Genomic DNA, 22,587 nt, shown 5'->3' on the forward strand with positions numbered 1-22,587 from the left:
GATGCCGTAGGTTTAACGCGGCACTGCGCGGCCGTGAACTTCGATCCAGTCCACGCGCGAACCGCCTGCATCAGCCTTGCCAGTGCCGACCATCAGATCGGTGAAGCCGATCTCGTCGACGCGGCTCAGGTCGGGGTTGGCGACCGGTGGGTAGACGACCATGATGTCGGGTGCAAAGCGGTGCCAGATCAGGCCGAACAGCGAGAACTCGCTTTCCTGCCAGTCTTCGCTCGCACCTATCGATTTCTCGCTGATCAGCCAGGAGCCGTCGGCCAACTTCAGGAGTACATGCAGCCGATGGAAATGCGTCTGCTTGGTGCGCCAGCGGATCTTGGCATAGCCAGTGAGATCTGCGAACAGGCTGCGGTGGCGCAACGTGAGGGCTGCGGGCAGCTTGCAAAAGCCCGTGTAGGCATAGAACGGATCGCTGAGCGGCAGCGCATGGTTGCTTTTCTTCAGCCATTCCTTGCCCGGGCCATAGGTGGCCAGCAGCAGGTCGGGATTGGCCACATGCTCTTGAGTGATCGGCATCGCTGCCGGCGTTTCGGCCCAGTCTTCACGGAACAGTAGGCCCGGGCGATTGTCTGCGTGTTGGAACTGCTGGCTGCGGAAAATCTCGCCGGGCATGGTGGGATCGGGAATTTGGCTCATTGCGATGACTCGAATAGTGGAAGGGAAATGTGCGTTGACTCAGACATTCGAAGTGCCGATGCTTCCGCCGCCGCAGACAAATAGGTTCTGCCCCGTGATGAAACCGGATGAAGGCTGCAGAAAGAAAGCGACGGCGTTGGCCACGTCCTCGGCCGTGCCTATGCGGCCCACGGGAATGCCCGACAGCAGCTTCACAGTCTGCTCAGCACCCGGTGGGTGGACCTGGCGGAAGAACGGCGTCTCTATGGGCCCCGGGCTGACCATGTTGACGGTAATCCCATGCGGGGCGACTTCAAGCGCCAGGCTACGGGACATGCCCAGCAGGCCGGCCTTGACCATGCTGTAGATCAATCGCCCCTGACGGCCTAGCATCATGCGGCTGCCGATTTGGACGATGCGTCCGTAGCCTCTGGCTTTCATCCCGGGAATGAGGGCCTGCAGGCACTGCAGGGCAGCACGGTTATGAATTTCCACCATCTGCTGCATGCGATCAAGTGAGAGCGTCTCGATCGTAGTCTGATAACTGATGCCTGCGTTGTTCACCAGGTGGTCGACCTTGTGTTCGTTTGCAATCTGCTCCAAAGTTCGCGCGGTGGCCTCTCGATCCATAAGGTCCACGCAGTAGGTCACTGCTGGTAGAGGTTCGCTAGGTTCGTCCAGAGACAGATTGATGACCTTGTGGCCCTGGGCCGCAAGAAGTTGGATGAGGGCAGAGCCTATAGCCCCGCTGCCGCCGGTGACCAAGCTGGTGGGTGTATGCATTGAGTGTCCCCTGATTTCTCATGTGGACACGGGGCTTTTGAGGCCTCCGCTCCACTGTTTCCGAATGGCTGAAATGCCTGCGGAAATAGTAGGAGGGACGGCGAAATCAAGCCAATTCTTTGACGTGCAAGGGTCATAGCATCAGGTTATGGCCCTTAGAGGGAAACCTAGGCGATACAGGTGAATTCAGGCTAATTGGCGCGCGATAGAGGGCCTAACGACGAGGCGATATAGCATGGCGGTGGCCGCTAGTGCGATTCTTCCCATCGGCTGCGTATTCTGGTCAAACTGACCGCGTGTGCCGGTTGTGGCTGACCAGGCTGCTGGTCGTGACTGACTGAGTTCGGCCAGGAGCAATCCTTGACGGCATTGTCTTTGGTGAGGGCTTCTGCTAGGTTGAGGCAGCTCATTTCAGAGGCACCAACGGCTGCTGCAACGTGTAGCAGAACTTGCGTGTAGATGTTTAGACTTGCTCTACTAGTGGGCGTTGATTGCCCCAAAGAAAAAGGCCCATAGATCTACGATCTCCGGGCCTTTTTGCGCTGATATTTTATGTAGAACTACGGTTTCAGAGTTGATCCACTTGCTGGCTATGCAAATCGCTCAATACTTGTCGGATATAACGACCAGCGGCTTGAATCTTGGACATATTCACGCCGGTTTCATAGCCCATTGCATGCAAAGCATGGAGCAGCTTTTCGGTGGCCAGATTACCTGAAGCACCCTGGGCATAGGGGCAGCCGCCCAGGCCTGCCACAGAGCTATCAAAAGTGCGCAGTCCCATCTCCAGCGAAGTACAGACATTGGCTTCCGCCATACCATAGGTATCGTGAAAATGGCCCGCCAGACGCGCGCTGGGAATGTCCCTGAGGCAGACTTCCAGCAGCTTGCGTGTGGACTCGGGCGAGCCGCAGCCAATCGTATCGCCCAGAGAAATCTCATGACACCCCATGGCCAAAAGCTCTTGCGCAACCTGCAAGACTGCCTCTGCAGCCACATCGCCTTCATAGGGACAACCCAACACGCAGGACACATAGCCACGCACAGGGATGCCGGCCTCCAGCGCCCTCTGCACCACAGGCCTGAAGCGATCCAGACTCTGCGCAATGCTGCAATTGATATTGCGTTGCGAGAAGGTTTCCGAAGCCGCACCAAAGACCGCCACCTCGTCACAGTGAGCAGTCAGAGCAGCCTCCAGTCCTTGCAGATTGGGCGTCAGTGCGCTGTAACGAACTCCAGGGCTACGGTCGATCAAGGCCATCACTTCGGCGCTGCCGGCCATTTGCGGCACCCATTTGGGCGACACAAATGAAGCCGCTTCGATAAAGCGCAGGCCTGCGCGGCTGAGCTGGTTGATCAACTCGATCTTGACATTCAATGGCACCGGCAGCTTTTCGTTTTGCAGGCCGTCGCGTGGCCCGACTTCCACGATCTTGACCCGGCGGTCTGATGCATTCGACATTGCGGCCCTCGCTTTCAGAACAGCTTGAGCAGCGCAGGAACGCTGAGCACGGCTGTGTAATAGCCCATGAACTGCACGCCAGTGTTAAAGCCGAAGGTGCGTGAGAGCAAGCCACCCATGAGGCCCATGGTCAAGATAACCAGCAGGCCCAGCAGACCGCCTTCCCAGACGCTGATCACGATGATCAGGCCGACAAAGGTGGCAATGATGGCTTCGTGGCTGACTTTGCGCGAGACAAACAGTGCAGCACGGCGCGCGTAGTTCATTGCAAACGGATAGGACACCACTGCGGCAAGCAACACCGACAACATGCCGTAGCCCAGAAACTCCCAGTGGCTCAGCAGGTTGTGCAGATTGTGGGTCTGGCCCGTGGCAGCATCCACCGTAAAGCGTGGAGGTGCATTGAACAATGGTGCAGCAGGGCCGGCAGCCACAGGACTCAAGGGCAAGCCAAAGGCGATCAGCGGAATCAGTGCTTCAGCAATGTAGGTGGCTTCTGTCACGCCGTTACGAGCGCTCAGCACCGTGGTCAGGCGGTGATAAGCGTGTTTGATGCGAGAGCCCACCAACTCGCCCAGCACCACGGTCATGGCCACAGGGCTGAATACAAAGGTTGCGCTGGAAATGGCGGCAGTCGTCAATGTCCAACGTGTCTGGGTTCGATCCAGTACCTTGAGTGGATTGGGGAAATAGCCTGACCAACCTTTGACATCAGGAGCCAGGTTGAACTGGCGAACCTTGTCGCGCAACATGCTCTTGCGGCCTGCGGGCGCCATGACGGTAAAAAGATCAGCAACCAGAGGTCCAATGGCGATACCCAGGAAGTAGCTGATGCTGAGCTTGGTGTCGTACTTGGCAGTCAGTGCCTGCAGAGCCAGAATCACCACCACAAAAGGCACGAGCAAGGCAATTGCCCCCCAGCGGCCTTTGGAGAAATAAGCAATCAGCACGGCTGCGGCTAGAAAAATCCAGGGTGCAGTCTTGGTAATGGTTGAGCCGAACGGCGCCAACATCACGGCAAACAGCACCGCCAGCGGCACGGCAACAAAGGCCGCGACGATGGCGCCCGAGACCATTTTGCGTAAGGCAATATGCGGCACGCCCAGTTTGCGCAGCAAGTCTGCATCCTGCAGCAAAGGCGTGGCGAGTGTATCTCCGGGAATTCCCAGCAGTGCTGTCGGAACGGCATGGGTCATGTGCTTGGCAACGGCACCAGCCAGAAAGAAGGTAAAGACACCTGCGGGCGGAACGCCGAGCAAAACGACAAGCAGGGTGAGTGGTGCGAGTGTAGTGGTTTCGTCGGTGCCGGAAACCAGTCCGATTGCAGCAAAGACGATGGCGCCGATCAGGCCCATGCCCGCAGCGACGCCGATTTGTTCAATGAGTTGAGGATCCATGCCGTGTACTCCTTGGGCTACTGGCCATCACGGCTTCTGGATGTGCCGGGCGTGACGAAAAGCTCATAGAGCTTGAGTTCCTTGAGCTCCTGCACCACGACTGGGGGCAGGTCAGACACCGAACCAAGACCACCGGGCTGCTGCTCCAATTCACGCAGCACCTCGGCGCGCCACTCGGGGTCGCTGAAGATGTCCTCTTCGGTCACCACACGTTTAGGAGGGAAGATGCGGGCGCAAATAACGCCAGCCAGCACACAGCCGGCCAGGCCGGCGAGCATGGCGTACGCATGTGCCAGCTGTTTGGATTCGACCACCGAGCTCAGCCAACGGATGGCTGCAAAAAAGCCGAGCACGCTGATGCCGATGCCGATCAGGATGGACCAGCTCAGGTGCTTCAGGTCAACGGTATCACCCCAGACCTCAGCGAGTTGCCAGTGCGAGGCTTGCTTGTCGGAACTCATAGCCTTGTCTCCTTGCTTGTTGTTGTTCCCGTTTCGGGTAAGAAAAGCCTCGCCCGGATGTGCCTGGCGAGGCTGAGGATGCTTAGCGCTGGGCGCGAATTTCTTGCAGCACTTCCAGGGCGCGATCGGTGCGCACGTCATGCTCGGCAGCCAGGCGTTTGGCGACGATCTCTACTTCTTCACCCACGGCACCTGCGACCAGTGCAATATTGCGAGCGTGAAGTGCCATATGGCCGCGCTGAATGCCTTCGGTGGCCAGCGCGCGCAAAGCACCCAGGTTCTGGGCAAGACCCACGGCGGCGGCAATCTCGCCCAGTTCCTGGGCAGACTTCACCTCCATGATCTTGAGCGCCAGGCGCGCCAGCGGATGGGTCTTGGTGGCACCGCCCACCATGCCCACGGGCATGGGCAGCTCGATCGTTCCCACCAAGGCGCCGGCATTGTCTTTTTCCCAGTGCGTCAGCGAGGTGTATTGGCCGTTGCGGCTGGCATAGGCATGGGCACCTGCTTCCACCGCGCGCCAATCGTTGCCTGTAGCGACGATGACGGGGTCGATACCGTTCATGATGCCCTTGTTGTGGGTAGCGGCGCGGTAGGGATCAATGGCGGCGAAAGTGTAGGCGTCGAGCACGCCTTCAATAATTGCTTCGCCGCTGCGCTCTTTGGTTGCCAAGGTTTGCGGTGTCAGGCGTACACGAGCACGGGCCAGGCGCAGGTCTGCCAGGTTCGAGAGAATGCGCAGGCGCACCGAACCACCGGTAATTTTCTCCACCAGTGGCGAGACTGATTCGGCCATGGTGTTCACGGTGTTGGCACCCATGGCGTCGCGCACGTCCACGATCAAGTGCATCACGACCATAGGGCCGCGTGGAGAATCGGGGAAGACGTGGATTTCGATGTCCTTGCAGCCACCGCCCAGGCTGATCAGCACCTTGTCTCGACTATTGGCTTGCGCGAGGATCTCATCGCGGGCCTTGAACAACGCCAGTCTTGCACCATAGGGGTCGCTGATGCCGACGATTTGCACTTGCGCACGCATCAGCGGCAAGGTGCTCGATGTTTCAAAGCCTCCGTCGTCACGGGCCAGCTTGGCCATATACGATGCAGCTGCAATGATTGAAGGCTCTTCCACCGCGAGCGGAATCAGCACGTCGCGGCCGTTGATGCGGAAGTTGCCTGCGACGCCCATGGGTAGTTCGAACGTGCCCACCACATTTTCGATCATGCCGTCAGCCAAGGTGGCGGGCAGGGCGCCCGCCTGGGTCAGTAGATTGCGCTCTTCGGCACTGAGATTGCATGCGGTGGCGACATGCTCCCAGCGCTGTGCGGGGGTGAGAGCTCGGAAATTGGGAAGACGCGAATCGACGGCCATGAAAACTCCTACAGATCCAAATCTGGATATCAATACAAGGGGACGGTTGGCCGATAATTTATTCAAACTGTACCTTTTAATACAGGTACAGTTTGCAAGAACAGTACTGCCGCAATGCAACATTAGACCCATCTGCATACATACTGACGGCTCACGATCCAGGAGACTTGAATGGCGGGTGGTAGCAAGCGTCAGGCCCCTATTGCAGAGCGTTTGGCTGATTTGATAGGGCAGCAAATAACCGATGGTGTGTATCGTGCAGGGGACAAGCTGCCGTCCTTGCGTGAGCTGGCACATTTGCACAGTTACGCCAAAAACACCGTGGTGGCAGCCTTTGATCTTTTGGTCTCGCGCGGTCTGGTGGAGTCCCGGCGCGGCTCTGGGTTCTATGTTCAAGTGCAGGCACGCCATGCACCTCAGGATGAGGACGCAGGCCAGCTCAACCGTGCGATGGATGTGGTCTGGTTGATGCGCGAGCAACTCAAGACCCAACCAGATGCGGTCGCGCTGGGCGATGGATTTCCGCCCATAGAGTGGCTGGCCGATATGCGCATGGATCGCTATCACCAGAAAGTGGTGCGAACCGGACTAGGGTCCTTGTTTCGCTATGGCAGCCGCTTCGGCTATGCGCCGCTGCGCGACAGCCTGGTGCGCAAGCTGGGCGTGTTCGGCCTGGGAGTCTCACCTCAGCAACTGGTCCTGACCCAAGGCGCGAACGAAGCCATGGATCTGGTGATTCGCTACTTCGTCCCTCCCGGCGCGACGGTGCTGGTGGACGATCCCGGCTACTACCTGCTGTTCGGCAAGCTCAAGCTGGCAGGAGCGCGCGTGCTGGGAGTCCCCAGGCAAGCCGATGGCCCCGATGTCCAGGCTCTGGAGCAACTACTGTTGACTGAGCGCCCTCGTCTGTTTTTCACCCAGTCTGTGGCGCACAACCCCACCGGTTCAGACATCAGCGCGGCCAAGGCTTACCGTGTTCTTCAGCTTGCAGAACGGCACAATCTCTTGCTGGTGGAGAACGACCCATTGGCTGACTTCAAGCCGACCTCGTCGGTGCGCTTGTCTACGCTGGATCAGCTGGAGCGCACGATCTACATCGGCAGTTTTTCCAAGTCGTTTTCTGCGGCCCTTCGCGTGGGATTCATCGCGTGCAGCGATGCTTTAGCCAGCGACCTTGCAGATTTGCGATCACTGATCCATGTGAGCGGGTCCGAATACTGCGAGCGCATGGTCGATGTGATGCTCCGCGAAGGCCATTACGAACGGCATCTCGTGCGCTTGCGCCAACGTCTGGGCAAGGCAACGCAGCAGGCGCTGGATTGGTTGGAGGCGCACAACTGCGAGGTGTTTGCGCGTAACCCTCAGTCGCTTTACCTCTGGGCTACGTTCCCCGGCAACCCCGATGCCGTGCGTCTAGCCGAACGTTTGCTTGCCCACAAAGTCACCATGGCTCCGGGCCATGTTTTCAATCTCGATCCGAGCCAGACATCGCCTTGGTCGCGCTGCAATGTAGGTGCCATGCTGGACCCCCGCTTTGAGGTGGCCTACAGAGCAATGCAGGCGATGCGCTAGCCACTCTCAGCCATGCTGATGACACCGGTCATTGTTCACAACGCTGTTTGCTCGCAGTCCGAAAAGTGCCGTTAAGGAACCCGAGCCGCGCTATTGTGCCAAGCACTAGCGTCAGTGAATGGCCGATATTGGTGTCCCGCAGTCGTTCAGCCGGAGATCACTTTTAGTGACCGTTGCGGCGTTGCTGCATAAATCGCCTGCTGCCCTCGGGTAGTCATCGAGCGATGAGTCAGCCCGCGTCGCCCGAGCCTCGCTACCGCAGCACCAACTGGAAGCAGTACAACGCAGCATTTAAGGCTCGCGGCTCCCTGAGAATCTGGCTGGACAAGACCATGTCTCGGTTTGCCCCTGCCAGCGGCAAACGCATGCGCAGCCCGAAGTTCTCCTGTGCGGCCATTCATTTTTGCCTGACCATCAAGAACCTCTTTGGATTGGCCTTGCGCCAGACCACGGGCTTTGTTCAGTCACGACTAGCGCTGTCTGGACTGCTGTGGCCAATTCCCGACTTCAGTACATTGTGTCGCCGCCAACGCAGTCTGGATGTGTAGGTGGCGTACCGCTCTAGCGCAGCCGGTCTGCACCTACTGGTTGACTCCACAGGCATCAAGTTCCTTGGCGAAGGCGAGTGGAAGTGCAAAAAAGCATGGGCCAGAGCGCTGCCGCCAATGGCGCAAGCTGCACATCGGTATTGATGCGCAAACGCTGCAGGCACGGGCTATCTGCGTTGCTTCTAACAATGCACTGACGCTGCAGTGTTGCCGTAGTTGCTGGAGCAGGTTCCTGCCGAGGAGCCACTGCTGACAGTGACAGGCGATGGCTCTTATGACACGAAGCTCGTGCATGCGGCGGTCATTCAGCGCAATGCCACGCCCATCATTCCCCCGAGAAAGAATGCCAGAGTGCGCAAAGGTGATGCTTTTGCACGCCGCAACGCGTCTAGTGCCGCATGCAAGCGCTTCGGTCGCAAGCTCTGGAAAAGCTGGAGTGGTTACCACCGGCGTAGCCTGGTAGAGACCAAGATGAACTGCGTCAAGTGGCTGGGTGAACGAGCGATGTCACGCACGTTTGAGCGGAAGGTCAACGAACTGCACATTAGAGCCGCCATCGCGAGCACGCATGATGTGAGTGAGGTTGTATGGAGTGCGATGGAAGCTGATGCATGGCTCAGCGAAGGGAGGAGCCTAATTCCTGCGATGCAATAAGGTTGGCTGCTTTGATCAAAGTCAGACGGACAATTTGCGCTTAACCAAACTGCTGCTAAGTCGACCTTGCAGTGAGTCATCTTTAGACTAGCTTCTCAGACGCAGTACAAGTGCAGCCAGTGCCGTGGTCGTTGCCAATGCAGTCACCGCCATCCAGCCGAACTGTGCGAACAGCCAGGCAGCCAGTGCTGACCCGATGGCCATACCAATGAACATGCCGGTGAACAGTACCGCGTTGAGACGGCTGCGAGCGCTGGCATCGATGCCGTAGACGATGGTCTGATGGGCGACCAGCGAGGCCTGAATGCCCAGGTCGAAACCAATGGCGCTCAAGACCAGCAGACACAGTTGGGCGTCGGGCGCCATGAGCGGTGCCAGTGCCATGGCCGCGAAGGACACAGCGACCAGGCCAGCACCCAGGCGGGTGACGAGCGGCGAGCCGTAGCGGTCGGCGATGCGTCCGGCAACAGGCGCAGCCAGGGCTCCGGCCGCTCCGGCCAGTCCGAAAGCGCCTGCTGCTGCCGCTCCCAGATGGAAAGGCTCACCATGCAGCATGACCGCCAGGGTGGACCAAAAGGCGCTGAAACCGATGGACAACAGACCCTGGGCCCAGGTGGAACGACGCAGCGCTGTATGTTGCTTCCACAGCGTGCCGAGTGATTGCAACAGAGCGAAGTAGGAGAGGTGCGTGGTGGGCTGAAAGCGCGGCAGCTGGCGCCATGCGGCCAGGCCCACCAACGCAATGCTCAAGGCAGCGCCGCCGAACATGGCCCGCCAGCTCCAGTGCTCTGCGACGAAACCGCTGACCACCCGTGACAGCAAGATGCCTAGCAGCAGGCCGGTCATCACCGTGCCCACGATCTTGCCGCGGTGCGACGGTGGTGCCAGCGTTGCGGCTGCCGGAACGATGTCCTGCGCCATAGTCGCTGACAGACCGATCACCATGCTGGCGACCAGCAGAGTCATTAGCGAAGGTGACAGTGCCGCGAGCAGCAAGGCTGCAAACAGGACGACGGCCTTGGTCAGAATGATCTTTCTGCGGTCATGCCGGTCGCCCAGCGGCGCCAGAAAGAGGATGCCCAGGGCATAGCCCAGCTGTGTCAACGTGGGCAACAGCCCGACCGACTGGGTCGAGGCACCGATGTCCGATCCCAGCACGCCCAGCATGGGTTGACTGTAGTACAGCGAAGCGACCGACAGGCCGGCACCGCTGGCTAGCATGAAGATCAGGGGAAGCCGGAGCCCGGAGGGTGCGGCAGGTGTCAGGTTCTTGTCGGCAGTTGCGTTAACGGAGGTCATGGTGGTAGTCCTGAAAATGTTGGGCGGTGAGCCATGCGATGGTTTCTGGCATGGCCTGTGCGGACACGGCAGGAGGAAGATTAATCTTTGCATTCATATAAATGAATGCATAATCATCGCAATCAACCATTGCGAATAATGCAAAGATCAATATGGATAAATTGCATGCCCTGCGCGCCTTTTTGGACGTGGCTGAGTCGGGTGGCTTCTCCAAAGCCGCGCGGCGACTGGGGGTCGCGACATCCTCGGTCACGCGGCTGATCGGTGGTCTGGAGGAGTCGCTTGGCACTGCGCTGCTGACTCGGACGACGCGTCGGGTAACGCTCACAGACGCCGGGGCGGCCTACATGGAGCAAGTCTCCAGGGTGTTGTCGGATCTGGAGGAGGCGGACAGCAGCGTGTCGGACACAGGGGCGGAGGCGGTCGGCCCCCTGCGGGTATCCCTTCCGGTGACCTTCGCGCGTCTTTGTCTGGGGCCTTATATCCCAGGCTTTCTGCGTGAGAACCCGCGCGTTTCACTGGACCTGGTGCTGTCCGATACGCATGTTGACCTGGTCTCGGAACGGATCGATGTCGCGGTCCGCATCGGCACGCCGGCCTTGCAGCCCCAGTTGATCGTGCGCAATCTGGCAGAGCACCGACGCTATGCGGTGGCAAGCCAAGACTACCTGGAGCGCCACGGCGCTCCTTTGACGCCCGAAGAATTGACGAAGCACGAATGTCTGCGATTCAGCTACCAGTCCGGCCCGCAGCGCTGGTCGTTCCTTCGCCGCGACGGACAAGTGCAGCACGTGGAGGTGCAGGGACGTCTGGCCGCGAACAACGCGGACATTCTGCGCGAGGCTGTGCTAGACGGATTGGGCGTTTCGCTGCTTGCTGAGTGGCTGATCCGGGAGGACGTACGCGCCGGACGCCTGCAGCGGCTTTTTGAAGACTATGAAATCAACCCCCAGGAGCAAGGCGTTTGCGTCTATGCAGCTTACCTTCCCAATCGTCGGTATTCCAAAAAGGTGCAGGTGTTTCTAGATTTCCTACACACACATCTCACGAGGACTGGGAGAGGTTAGCGCCATATTTCGCAAGCCTTTTCTTTTCCTTGACTATGCAATTCCGCTTTCATGTTATCGACGAACTTTGCGAGCAAAGAAACTGTGAAAGTACTGCGACGAACCTTAATGAGAAGAACAATCTAGAGAAAACCCTGTGCTTCTTGCCGCCTGTGTGGCACACAGGACGGGACCGATTGCGGTCTTTGAGGCACAGTTTCGGGGGCTGTTCCTGATGTGCGGGCACCCCGGCCCCGACTGGCGGCAGTGGCTGAGCGTGCATGGGCGCAAGATTTCAGAAAACACCAGGGCGGGGCTCGAGGCCGGTTGGCAGCGTCTTCCGTATGGCTGCAGCTCAGTTCGATGCGCTCAGTTGCCTCAGTTCAAGTTGCCTGGCAGCACTGGCTTCGAGGTTTGCCCGCTCTTCATCGAGATACCGATAGATGCTTTTGAGGTCGGTGATTTTCTGCCGGATTTCTGCCATCTTTTTTTCGATGAGCTTGGCACCCTCGGCGCAATCGATAGTCTGATTCCGCTGCGCATCCAGAATCTGGCCTATTTCCGCTAGCGAGAACCCCATGCTTTGGGCGCGCTGGATAAAGTCCAGCTCCTGCAGTGTTTGCGCGGTATAGACGCGGTAGTTGTTGCTTCGTCGCATGGGCGAGATCAGGCCGATCTGCTCGTAGTAGCGCAAGGTGTGGCGGCTGGCGCCGCTGCGGGCTTCGAGTTCGCCGATTCTCATGAAAATACCGCTTGACTATAGAGTGAGGTCGACACTCTACATTTGATTCCTCACCAAACCAAGGAGCGGGGAAATGAGTGCGGAGTGCTTTGTCACGGGGGGGACCGGTTTCATCGGTCAATATTTGCTGGCGAACCTGAGTGCGAAAGCTCACAACGTCAGAGTCCTGATGCGTCAGCCCGAGCGTTTGGCTGAATTGCGCGAGCAGGTCAACAAGCTGGGAGGGGCGGCAAGCCGGATATTTGCGGTTGCCGGCGACCTGGAAAGGGAAGGGCTGGGGATCGGTCCTGCCGACCAGGCGGTGTTGAAGCAGGCCCGGGTCGTATTCCACCTTGGTGCCCACTTCGCCTGGGGGCTTTCACAAAAGCAGGCTCGCGCCGTGAATGTGCAGGGGGCAAAGCGCGTGGCGCTGCTGGCGGCCGGGCAAAACAGCCGCTTGGTCATGGTAGGCGGCTATATGTTGAAAAACCATGACCATCTGCAACGCATAGGCATAGATCCTCGCCGACCGGAGCTGACAAACTGGCCAACCGTCTACCGGCAGGTCGGTGCTTACGAGGCGAGCAAGCTGGAGGCATATTTTGCGACCCTGGAGCTCATGGCAGCCAAGGACGCGCAGATGACTGTGGTCCACCCCGCCACAGTCTGTGGCCACAGCCGCAGCGGCCATATTCTTGGCGCTCAGCCGCTGGTGGTGCTGATACGCAATCTTGCGCAGGGCAAGCTTGCTGCCGTGCCCGGTACGGCCGAGCATTGGCTGCCGCTGGTGACCGTGGATCACCTGGCCGAGCTGGTGGCGGCTTGTGCCTTCGATCCCGCCATGGCGGGCCAGGAGTTGCTGGCGCTGGATGCCCAGACCCCGAGCTTGCGAGAGCTGCTGGCAGAGCTCGCGCAAGCCATGGGCCTGAAGCCTCCCAGGCATCATGTTCCGCTGCCATTGCTGAGGCTGCTGCTGCGCATGCCTGCGGTCGCGCGTTTCCTCAATACCAGCGCCGAAGCCCTGGACTTCATACAGACCACCCGTTTCGAGACGACTGCCTTGGAGCAATTTTCCATGCGGCATGGGATCGCCAAGCCGGACATAGGCCGGGCGTTGCAGCACACGGCAGCGTTCGTCAGCTCCTGCGGCCTGGCCGGGAACAAGGTCCGCTGATTGCCTTCTTCGGGGAGCAAAGCCCCTGACGGCAGCGGAATGCACAACCCATGACGCACATGGGGCAGCCTGCTTCAGGGCGTGCCGCAGCGAGTGCCAGTAGATGCGCTGCAACACCGGTCAGCCCAGGCTGCATCGGGCAGGTCGCCGTAATATCCGCGGCTTGCCAGCCGGCCGTTGCAGCAGGTGCAAGGACTTGCAAATCCCTTGCGCGGGCTGAGTTCTAAGCCGGCTTTTGTGTGCTGATGTAAATGAGAATGAATTAGAATCACACCCTCAAGCATCTTTCAAAACCAGTGGCCAGCCCTTATCGAGCTGGCTTGTGCCGGCAGCCTGCGGCATCTCCTCTCGCCACGCCATCGTGACCCTCTCTCTTCGCACCACACTGGGCCTTTATGGCCTGGCCGCCTGTGCTGCCGTGCCCGCTCTGGCACAGACCACAACCGAAACCCAGACCCAGCCCACGGCCGAGCAGCACCAATTGCCCGAGGTCATCGTGCAGGAGAAAGCCCAGGAAATCGGCTACCAGCCCAAGCGCGCGACCACGGCCACACGCTCCGATGCCGTGCTGCGCGATCTGCCCCAGGCGGTGGCTGTAGTGCCGGCACAGGTGCTGCAGGACCAGCAGGTGCGCAATATCGACGAGGCGCTCCACTATGTCAGCGGCATCACCCAGGCCAACACCCTGGGCGGCACGCAGGATGCGCTGATCAAGCGTGGCTTCGGCTTCAATCGCGACGGCTCCATATTGCGCGACGGCGTGCGCACCGTGCTGGCGCGAAATCTGACCTACACCACCGATCGCGTGGAAGTGCTCAAGGGACCGTCCTCCATTCTTTACGGCAGCATGGATCCGGGCGGTGTGGTAAATATGGTCACCAAGAAGCCGCAACTCGAATTTGCGGGTCAGGCTGCGCTGAGCGCGTCCAGCTATGGCGGCGGTGGTGCTTCGGTGGACCTCACCGGCCCCATCGGCAACAAGGGCCTGGCTTACCGCCTGATCGCCGACACCAGCCATGTGGATTACTGGCGCAACTTCGGCGTCAACAAGCAGACCGTGATCGCGCCTTCGCTGGCCTGGTATGGCCGCGACACCTATGTGCGCATGTCCTATGAGCACACCGAATACGAGCAGCCCTTTGACCGCGGCACCGTCATCGACAGCCGCACCGGCAAGCCTGTGGCCATCGACCCGCGCCGCCGCCTCGACGAAGCCTATAACCGCACCATCGGGGATTCGGATTTTTTCACCGTCCAGGGCCAGCACACGCTGAATTCGCAGTGGAAGCTCAACGCCACCTATAGCTACAACCGCAATCGCTATGACGACTACCAGGCCCGCCCGGTATCGCTGAACCCGGTTACCGGCGTGCTCACCCGCCGCCCGGACGGCACGCGCGGAGCGCTCAGCCAGCAGCATGTGGCCCAGCTGAACTTGCAGGGCAATCTGCAGTGGGGCGGCGTCCACCACGAGATACTGACTGGTCTGGACATCGAAGACAGCGATATCTACCGACGCGACCTGATTCGCGGCAGCAACAGCACCGGCTTCAATGTCTATAACCCGGTCTATGGCCTGCTACCGTATTCCACCACCATCAGCGCGGCAGACAGCGACCAGCGCGACAAGATCAGACAGCAGGCGTTTTTCTTCCAGGACAATATCCGCTTGTCCGAGCAGTGGATGGTGCAGGCCGGAGGCCGCTGGCTGCACTACGACCAGGAAGCCGGCAAAGGCAGGCCTTTCGTCGTGGGCAGTGCTTCCGACGGCTGGCAGTTCGTGCCACGCGTGGGCCTGGTGTGGCAGCCTGATTCCAACTGGTCCTTCTATGGCAGCTACAGCGAGTCGTTCAAGCCGCAAAGCAGCGTGGGTACGGTGATAGGCGCATTGCCGCCGGAAGAGGCCAAGTCCTGGGAGCTAGGAGCCAAGCTGGAGCTGGCGCGCGGCATCAGCGCCACGGCAGCGCTCTACGACATCCGCAAGCGCAATGTGGCGGTGAGGATTCCCGTCAACGGCGATTTGGCTACCCGCGCCGCTGGTGGCGCCCGCTCGCGCGGCCTGGAAGTGGATGTGGCCGGTCAGATCAGCCGCCAGTGGCAGCTCATAGGCAGCTATGCCTATACCGACGCCTGGGTGTCCGATGATCCGCAGCTGCAGGGCAAGCGCCTTGCCAATGTGGCACGCCAGAGTGCCTCGGTGTTTGCGGCCTATACCTTTGAGCGCAGCAGCTACGGTCAGTGGCGTGCTGGTGCCGGTGTGCGCCACGTGGGCAAGCGTGCCGGAGATGCAGCCAACACCTTCGACAACGATGCCTACAACGTCGCCGATGCCTTTGTCTCCTACGAAACCCGCTGGGACAACCGCCCCGTGCGCCTGCAGCTGAACATCAAGAACCTGTTCGACAAGAACTATGTCGTTTCCTCGGGCAGCAATATCTATGTCTCGCTGGGCGAGCGCCGTCAGGCCGTGCTGCGCGCGGTCATGGACTTCTGACGTCATGCAGCGCTCGCTGTTGCGCTGCGCAACCAGGCCGCAAGGCGCTGTATCCGCGTGCGGGCTGCAGGTCCGGCGAGCGGCAACCGATACCAAGCATCACTGATTTTCTATGCCGTCCTTCAAGCAACTCTGGTTTCAGCTGCACTGGTTTGTCGGCATCACGGCCGGCACGGTGCTGATCGTTCTCGGTCTGTCGGGGGCGGTGTTTTCCTTTCATGAGGAAATACTGGACTGGCTGAACCCCGGCACTGCGCGCGTGCAGGCGCGCAGCGACCTGGCGCCCATGACGCCTGCGCAATTGCTGCAGACGCTGCGTGCGCAGGGCGAGGAGCGTGTGGTGCAGCGCATCACCGTGCATTCCGAAGCGGGCCGATCGGCCCAGATCAGTTTCAAGCCGCTCAAGGGGCAGCGCCGCGGCGAGACGGTCTTTGTCAATCCTTATACAGCAGCCCAGCTGCCGCCTCAGAAGGATGCACAGTTCTTCGAATGGGCAGAGCGCTTGCACCGCTGGCTGCTGCTGTCGCGCGATGACGGCAAGCCCATCACCGGTACCCTGGCGGGCTTGTTGGTGCTGCTGTCGCTGTCCGGCCTGTATCTGCGCTGGCCGCGCAAGCCCATGGACTGGCGCAGCTGGCTATGGCTGGACATGCGCCTTAAGGGACGTGGCTTTCTGTGGAATCTGCATGCCGTGGCGGGCACTCTGGCGCTGCTGGTCTATCTGGTGCTGGCTCCCACGGGCATGTACTGGGCTTTCGACGGCCTGCGCCGCACGGTCGATACCTGGGCTGGGGTGCCGCCGCGCGCCGCTGCTGCCACGCCCGCCAAGCCCGACAGAGAGCTGGCCGCGCCGACGCCGGACCTGACGAGCGCATGGCAGAGCTTTCAGCATCTGGCACCGGGCTGGCAGTTTGCCCAGTTGCGCCTGTCCGAGCGCGCGGGCGCGTCCGTGCAGATTGCCTGGTTCGACGAGACAGCGGCCCACGAGCGTGCGCGCAACCAGTTGCGTCTGACTCCCGAGGGCCGCGTTCAGCAGGATGAGCGCTATGCCGATCTGCCTGCCGGCCGCCGCGCCGTGGGTGCCATCTACCCGCTGCATATGGGCACGTATTTCGGGCTGCCGGGGCGCATCATCGTCACCTTGGCGGCGCTGATGATGCCGCTGTTCGCCATCACCGGCTGGCTGCTCTATCTGGACCGCCGCCGCAAGGCTCGTGCCCTCAAAGGTGAACGCCGGGCCTTGGCCGGCAGTTCCCCTGCAGTCCAGGGACAGGACAGCATTCTCGTGGCCTATGCCAGCCAGACAGGCCATGCCGAACGCCTGGCCCTGCGCACTGCGGCCGCGCTGCGCGATGCGGGACTGGCCACGACGCTCAAACCCATGGCACAACTGGACACGGAGCAGCTGCGCCACCATGGCCGGGCTCTTTTCATTGCCAGCAGCTTTGGCGACGGCGAAGCACCTGACAGTACACGTCGCTTTGCCCGCGCGCTGGATGCCGCCGCGGCCAATCCTCTGGCCACGCTGCACTACGGCCTGCTGGCGCTGGGCGATCGCCAGTACACGCGCTTTTGCGGTTTTGGCCGTGCACTCGATCATCAGTTGCAACGCCTGGCTGCGCAACCGATCTTCCCCCGAATCGAAATGGACGGCGAAGATGGCAAAGCCTGGAGCGCCTGGCAGCAGATGCTCAGTGGCCACTTTCGCACTGCCCGGCAATTGCCCGATGCACCCGCTGTTCCTGCGTTTGCGCCATGGACGCTGGCAGAGCGCAGTCTGATCAATCCCGGCAGTCTGGGCACACCGCTGCACAGCCTCACGCTGACGCCGCCGGCAGGACTGGACCTGGACTGGCGCCCGGGCGCGCTCGTGGAAATCTGCCCGCGGCATGCGCCCCAAACCATTGCCGCCTGGCTGCAGCAGCAGGCGCTGGACGGTAATGCCGTGGTTCGGTGGCAGGGCCGGAGCCAGCCGCTGCAGGCCGCACTGTCTGCAAGCGTGCTGCCCCAGTCCGGTGACCTGAGCGCGGATGCTTCGGCGCAGTCCGTGGCCGATGCGCTGCAGCCACTGGCCGCGCGCAGCTATTCCGTGGCATCTTTGCCGGCTGACGGCCATGTGCGGCTGCTGGTACGCCAGGCCCGCCATGATGCGGGTCTGGGCCTGGCCTCGGGCTGGCTTACGGCCTATGCGGCACCGGGCACAGCGCTGATGCTGAGACTGGTGGACAACTGCGCATTCGCGCCCGTCGATGATGCTGCCGCGCCATCGGATGTGCCCGCGATCTTCATCGGCAACGGCTCGGGCTATGCAGGCCTGCGCGGCCACCTGCTGGCGCGCATGCGTGCGGGCCAGCATCGCAACTGGCTGCTGTTTGGCGAACGCCAGCAAGCCCATGATGGCTATGCCCAGGCCGAAGCCTGCACCTGGTTGCAGGCTGGGCAGCTGGCGCGAGCAGACTTTGTCTATTCACGCGACCAGGCCCAGCGCCGCTATGTGCAAGATGGTTTGCGCGATGCAGCGGACCTGTTGCGCGGCTGGATCGATGAGGGCGCCGTGATCTTCATCTGCGGCAGCCTGCAGGGCATGGCCGCAGGCGTGGACACGGTGCTGCAGGAGCTGCTGGGCCGCGACGCCCTGGACGAGCTGATTGCCCGGGGGCGCTACCGCCGGGACGTGTATTGAGCGCCTGGACCGCAGTGGGCCGCAAGCAGGGGGGAGGCGAGGGCAGGGCTGCAAGGCATGCAGCAGGCGGGCCGGATGTCCTGCAAGAGTACTCCAGGGTTGGCCTGTTCCTGGCCTATGGGGCCGGATCTGGCCCGTGGCGCCAGGCACCAAGGCCGCGCTACCGTACGAGCCGCTCCATGACCAGCCAGCGCTGCGCAGCCGGCCTGGGTGGCGTCTCTGGAGGGATCTCGCAATCCATGTAAGTTGTCATAATCGGCCCTTGTCGCAGGGCGCGAGGCCTGTATTGTGTGCACAATGGTGTTCGGCCCGGACCGGCGGCATGTGCATTCCGTCGCTGCTTTATATTGATTCGCATCACCGACCATCCAAGAACACCGCATGTCGATCCAATCCATTTTCAAATCCACCGTGGTGGCGCTGACGTTCGCGGCCAGCGGCTCGCTTTTCGCACAGGGCACGCCCATCAATGCAGCGGCCTACGACGCGCTGGTAGCGCAGGGCCCTGTTGCCGATGCGGCGACGATTGCGTCCAGTACCTGGGCCAGCAAGATCAAGCAGGCCGGCACGCTGCGTCTGGGCAGCACGCAGACCTCGAATCTTTTCTCGTTGCTCAACGAGAAGGACGGCAAGATCCGTGGCTTTGACCTGGGCCTGGCCCAGCTCATTACCCGCTACATCCTGGGCGATGCTGCCAAGTACCAGTTCACCCAGGTGACCTCGTCCACGCGCGAGCAGGTGCTCATCAACAATCAGGTGGACATGGTCTTCGCCACCTATTCCATCACTCCTGCCCGCGCCGAGAAGATCTCGTTCGCAGGCCCTTACTACACATCGCAGTCCGGTGTGCTGGTCAAGGCGAACAACAAGACACTGCAGTCCTACAACGACCTGGGCGGCAAGAAGGTGGCCACGCAAGCCGGCTCCACGGGGCCTGCGATACTGGCCCAGTACGCCCCCAAGGCCGTCGTGCAGGAGTTCCAGACGCATCAGGAGGCCCTCGATGCCCTGCGTCAGGGCCGCGTCGATGCCTATGTGACCGACTACACGCTGCTGCTCAACGCCCTGAGCCTTGGCACCAGCAATGCGCGGCTGGCGGGGGCTCCATTCGGTGCCCAGGACCCTTATGGCGTGGGACTGCCCAAGGGCTCGGACGGAGTGGCCTTCATCAATGCCTTTCTCAAGAAGCTGGAAGCCGACGGTACCTGGGCCAAGCTTTGGACAATTTCCATTGGGCAGCGCACCGGCAGCACGACGGTTCCGACTCCGCCCGCTCTGCCTTGAACAATGGGTGAGGTTTCAAGGCTTTTGACCGACCACGGGCCTGCCTTCTGGCAGGCCTTGTTGCTGACATGGAAGCTCACGCTGGTGTCCTTCGTGCCCGGCGTCCTGCTGGGTGTGCTCGTCGCGGTGCTCAGGCTCTTGCCCCTGCCGCCGCTGCGCTGGGCTCTGAGCGTCTATGTGGAGATCTTTCGCAATATTCCCAGCGTGGCGCTGCTGATCTTCATCGTCTTTGCGCTGCCCGATCTCAATATAGTGATCGACTACGAGCCCAGTGTGATCCTCACGCTGACGCTGGTCTGCTCCGCATTCACGGCGGACTACCTGCGCGCAGGCATCAACACGATTCCGGGCAGCCAGATCGAGGCCGCGCTCAGCCTGGGCATGCGGCCGCTGCAGATTGTGTCTGCCGTGGTCCTGCCGCAGGCGCTGCGCTCGGTGGTGCAGCCCATGACCTCGCTGCTGATTGCCCTGATGCTCTCGACCTCCCTGGCGTCGCAGCTGCCGTTTCCCGGCCGCGAGCTCACAGCCCTGGTCTCCAAGATTGCCAATGACTCGGCGCTCGGCATTGCCGCGTTCGCCGTGGCGGCCACCATGTATGTGGTGACAGGTCTGCTCATCGCCTGGGCCGGCGCGGTTCTGGAAAAGAAAGTGCGGATACTGCGATGAGCCGCTCTCTGGAAGAAATTCTGTTTGCCGCGCCAGGCCTGCGGGCCCGGGCCGTCACCAAAGCGGTGAGCGTGGCCGCCGCAGCCCTGCTGCTTCTGCTTGCGGTGGCGATCGTGTGGCAGTTCCATTCGGCAGGCCAGCTCGAAGCACCGTACTGGGAATTCTTTGCCTGGGCTACGACCTGGAGCTTTCTTGCCAAGGGCCTACTTGGTACGCTGGCATCGTCGGCGATGGCTGCCGTGATTTCCCTGGCCCTGGGACTGGTGCTGCTGCTGGGGCGGCTGTCGCGGCTCAGGCTGCTGCGCTGGCCCAGCATTGCGGTCATAGAGTTCCTGCGCGGCACGCCGACGCTGCTGCTCATCTATGTCTGTTTTCTGGTGCTGCCGTCGGTCGGCATCAAGCTGAGCACCTATTGGATGCTGACCCTGCCCATAGGTCTGAGTACCGCAGCCGTGGTCGCCGAGGTATACCGCGCCGGCGTGCTCGCCGTGCCGCGCGGCCAGACCTATGCCGCGCGCAGTCTGGGGCTGACCGAAGCCCAGGTCTTTTTCTTCGTCGTCTTTCCCCAGGCCCTGCGCTACATCATCCCGGCATTGGTCGCTCAGCTGGTCATCGTGGTCAAGGACACCACCTTCGGCTATGTAGTCACCTATGGCGAACTCATGCAGAACGCCAAGGTGCTGATTGCGAACTATCACTCGCTGGTGCCGGTGTACCTGATCGTGGCAGCGCTTTACTGCCTCGTGAACTATGGGATTTCAAAGGCCAGCCAGCGTCTGGGGCGACCCATGCATTGAGCGCCGGCCAGAGCAATAGGCTTGTTGGCGGAGGCGCCGGCAGGCTTGGCACGGCCTTGGTGCAGCAGCGATGAAAGCCAGGCCTGATGATCGATGCTGGCCTCTGCCCAGCCGCGCGCTTGCCTGCCTGGAGGCAGGCACGCACGTGCACAGTTCAGCGCGGGGCCCGTCTCAGCAGGCCGTACCAGATGCCGCAAACGGTGGGTATGCCCAGACATATGCCTGACAGGGTATCGCCCAGGCCGCCGTCGCTGAACAGCGCAGCGATCAGTCCGATGCCGGTCAGCAAGCCGAGCGCGACAGGCCAGCCCCAGATGGCGAGCAAGCGGGATGGCGTGTTCTTCATGGCGCAACCTCCTCAGAGATCCTGGGCTGGCTGCTCTGGCTGCTCTGGCGGCTCTTGGGCTCGGTGCTGCGGCCCTTTTTGATCCAGAGATAAAGCCCGGTGCCCAGCACGACAATGCTGGCGATGTCCAGCAGCGCCCAGATGATCTGCATCACGCGGCCGCCGTAGTCGCCGAAATGCAGCGGCTGCGACACCAGCAGGGCGGCAAGATACCAGGGCAGTTCCGGTGCGGCGGTGACCTCGGCAGACTTGGCATCGACCAAGACCGGATAGAGCAGGCGAGAGGTCAAAGGCTCGTTGCCGCGCAGGAAGATGGTGTGGTGGTGGGGGCTGGAAAAGCTGGTGCCAGGGAAAGCGATAAAGGACAGCTTGGTATCGGGCGCCTGATGCCGGGCCACTTCGAGCGAACGCTGCACCGAAGCACGTTCGGCCATGGGAACAGTGGGCTGACCCTGGTAGGGCGCCAGCACGCTGCTGAGCTGGTCATGCTGCCAGTATTTGATCACCAGATCGGCCCAGGTATTGATCATGCCGGTGGCACCCACCACAAACAGCCAGACCAGGGTCACGATGCCCAGGAGATTGTGCAGATCCAGCCATTTCAGGCGCGGCTGGCGATCGCGGCGCACTGTCCCGAAGTCCAGCTTGCGCATGAAGGGAGCGTAAAGCACCACTCCGCTGACAATCGCTATCAGCAGCAGCAATCCCATCAGGCCCAGGAAGAGCTTGCCGGGCAGGCCTGCAAACAGGTCCACATGGAGCTTGAACATGATCCACATAAAGCCCTGATCGAAACGGGGCTGGGCCAGCAGCTCGGCAGTGCGGGCATCGACGACCACCGAGCGGAAGTCATCGGTTGGCGCAGGGGTCGGCGTCATGGTGATGAACCAGAGATCGTCGGTTTCATCGGACTTGGACGCGAACTGCACCACGCGATCCGGATATTGGGCGCTGGCAACATCCAGTACCTTGTCCAGGCTGGCATGCGGCGTGCCCTCGGGCATGGGCGGAGCTTCGACTTCGGTGCCCAGCAGGTGTCCGATTTCATGGTGAAAGATCAGGGGCAGGCCGGTGAGGCACAGCAGCAGCATGAACACGGTGCAGACCAGGCTGCTCCATTTATGCACCCAGGCCCAGATCTTGATGGTGTGGCTTTGCATTTGATTCGCTCCAATGGATGAGGTCCCCGAGGCATGGC

General features: G+C 61.1%; 18 protein-coding genes and 1 pseudogene. 9 read left to right on the top strand and 10 right to left on the bottom strand.

The features are described from left to right. Positions 1 to 12: 12 nt before the first annotated feature. From ACLBXN_RS06305 to ACLBXN_RS06330, 6 genes are all read right to left on the bottom strand, one after another. Positions 13 to 651 carry a hypothetical protein gene (locus ACLBXN_RS06305; RefSeq protein ID WP_447611522.1) on the bottom strand — a complete coding sequence of 213 codons (639 nt, stop codon included), beginning with the start codon at positions 649 to 651 and terminating at the stop codon, positions 13 to 15. 39 nt (positions 652 to 690) lie between these two features. Next, positions 691 to 1,413, bottom strand: a complete 723-nt coding sequence (locus ACLBXN_RS06310) for an SDR family oxidoreductase (RefSeq protein ID WP_447611523.1) — start codon at positions 1,411 to 1,413, stop codon at positions 691 to 693. Positions 1,414 to 1,981: 568 nt separating this feature from the next. Continuing rightward, positions 1,982 to 2,875, bottom strand: a complete 894-nt coding sequence (locus ACLBXN_RS06315) for a hydroxymethylglutaryl-CoA lyase (protein WP_447611524.1) — start codon at positions 2,873 to 2,875, stop codon at positions 1,982 to 1,984. A gap of 14 nt (positions 2,876 to 2,889) precedes the next feature. Beyond that, entirely contained in the window at positions 2,890 to 4,272 is a 1,383-nt protein-coding gene (locus ACLBXN_RS06320; RefSeq protein WP_447611525.1) for a tripartite tricarboxylate transporter permease, read from the bottom strand. A 17-nt stretch (positions 4,273 to 4,289) separates the two neighbouring features. Further along, positions 4,290 to 4,733: a hypothetical protein gene (locus tag ACLBXN_RS06325; protein ID WP_447611526.1), complete on the bottom strand. Its 444-nt coding sequence runs from the start codon at positions 4,731 to 4,733 to the stop codon at positions 4,290 to 4,292. An 82-nt stretch (positions 4,734 to 4,815) separates the two neighbouring features. Beyond that, complete coding sequence (locus ACLBXN_RS06330) at positions 4,816 to 6,105, bottom strand: hydroxymethylglutaryl-CoA reductase, degradative (RefSeq protein WP_447611527.1); 1,290 nt, start codon at positions 6,103 to 6,105, stop codon at positions 4,816 to 4,818. Between the two features lie 171 nt (positions 6,106 to 6,276). Between ACLBXN_RS06330 and ACLBXN_RS06335 the strand changes: the two genes are divergently transcribed. Beyond that, entirely contained in the window at positions 6,277 to 7,677 is a 1,401-nt protein-coding gene (locus ACLBXN_RS06335; RefSeq protein WP_447611528.1) for an aminotransferase-like domain-containing protein, read from the top strand. 224 nt (positions 7,678 to 7,901) lie between these two features. Further along, a pseudogene (locus ACLBXN_RS06340) lies at positions 7,902 to 8,879 on the top strand (IS5 family transposase). 87 nt (positions 8,880 to 8,966) lie between these two features. Here ACLBXN_RS06340 and ACLBXN_RS06345 read toward each other — a convergent pair. Beyond that, positions 8,967 to 10,178 carry an MFS transporter gene (locus ACLBXN_RS06345; RefSeq protein WP_447611529.1) on the bottom strand — a complete coding sequence of 404 codons (1,212 nt, stop codon included), beginning with the start codon at positions 10,176 to 10,178 and terminating at the stop codon, positions 8,967 to 8,969. A gap of 152 nt (positions 10,179 to 10,330) precedes the next feature. Here ACLBXN_RS06345 and ACLBXN_RS06350 point away from each other — a divergent pair, with 152 nt between their 5' ends. Beyond that, positions 10,331 to 11,245 carry a LysR substrate-binding domain-containing protein gene (locus tag ACLBXN_RS06350; RefSeq protein WP_447611530.1) on the top strand — a complete coding sequence of 305 codons (915 nt, stop codon included), beginning with the start codon at positions 10,331 to 10,333 and terminating at the stop codon, positions 11,243 to 11,245. A gap of 334 nt (positions 11,246 to 11,579) precedes the next feature. Here ACLBXN_RS06350 and ACLBXN_RS06355 read toward each other — a convergent pair whose 3' ends face one another. Continuing rightward, positions 11,580 to 11,966, bottom strand: coding sequence for a MerR family transcriptional regulator (locus ACLBXN_RS06355; RefSeq protein ID WP_447611531.1), 387 nt, complete (start codon positions 11,964 to 11,966; stop codon positions 11,580 to 11,582). 73 nt (positions 11,967 to 12,039) lie between these two features. Between ACLBXN_RS06355 and ACLBXN_RS06360 the strand changes: the two genes are divergently transcribed. The 6 genes from ACLBXN_RS06360 (at position 12,040) to ACLBXN_RS06385 (ending at position 21,043) form a co-directional block, all read left to right on the top strand. Beyond that, on the top strand, positions 12,040 to 13,119 hold the full coding sequence (locus ACLBXN_RS06360) for an SDR family oxidoreductase (protein ID WP_447611532.1): 1,080 nt from the start codon (positions 12,040 to 12,042) through the stop codon (positions 13,117 to 13,119). A 361-nt stretch (positions 13,120 to 13,480) separates the two neighbouring features. Beyond that, entirely contained in the window at positions 13,481 to 15,613 is a 2,133-nt protein-coding gene (locus tag ACLBXN_RS06365) for a TonB-dependent siderophore receptor (protein ID WP_447611533.1), read from the top strand. Positions 15,614 to 15,725: 112 nt separating this feature from the next. Further along, on the top strand, positions 15,726 to 18,296 hold the full coding sequence (locus ACLBXN_RS06370) for a PepSY domain-containing protein (RefSeq protein WP_447611534.1): 2,571 nt from the start codon (positions 15,726 to 15,728) through the stop codon (positions 18,294 to 18,296). 381 nt (positions 18,297 to 18,677) lie between these two features. Then, positions 18,678 to 19,580: a glutamate ABC transporter substrate-binding protein gene (locus tag ACLBXN_RS06375; protein WP_447611535.1), complete on the top strand. Its 903-nt coding sequence runs from the start codon at positions 18,678 to 18,680 to the stop codon at positions 19,578 to 19,580. Between the two features lie 3 nt (positions 19,581 to 19,583). Further along, the gene (locus ACLBXN_RS06380; RefSeq protein WP_043004164.1) at positions 19,584 to 20,246 is read left to right on the top strand and encodes an amino acid ABC transporter permease; all 663 of its coding nucleotides are present in this window, start codon (positions 19,584 to 19,586) and stop codon (positions 20,244 to 20,246) included. Further along, a complete protein-coding gene (locus tag ACLBXN_RS06385) occupies positions 20,243 to 21,043 on the top strand; it encodes an amino acid ABC transporter permease (protein WP_447611536.1) in 801 nt (266 codons plus the stop codon). The genes ACLBXN_RS06380 and ACLBXN_RS06385 overlap by 4 nt, the downstream gene beginning before the upstream one ends. A gap of 154 nt (positions 21,044 to 21,197) precedes the next feature. Here the strand turns inward: ACLBXN_RS06385 and ACLBXN_RS06390 are convergent, their stop codons facing one another. After that, a complete protein-coding gene (locus ACLBXN_RS06390) occupies positions 21,198 to 21,389 on the bottom strand; it encodes a hypothetical protein (protein ID WP_211455975.1) in 192 nt (63 codons plus the stop codon). After that, positions 21,386 to 22,549: a PepSY-associated TM helix domain-containing protein gene (locus ACLBXN_RS06395; protein WP_447611537.1), complete on the bottom strand. Its 1,164-nt coding sequence runs from the start codon at positions 22,547 to 22,549 to the stop codon at positions 21,386 to 21,388. The genes ACLBXN_RS06390 and ACLBXN_RS06395 overlap by 4 nt, the downstream gene beginning before the upstream one ends. Between the last annotated feature and the right edge of the window lie 38 nt (positions 22,550 to 22,587).

Source organism: Comamonas sp. C24C (genome assembly GCF_053345995.1).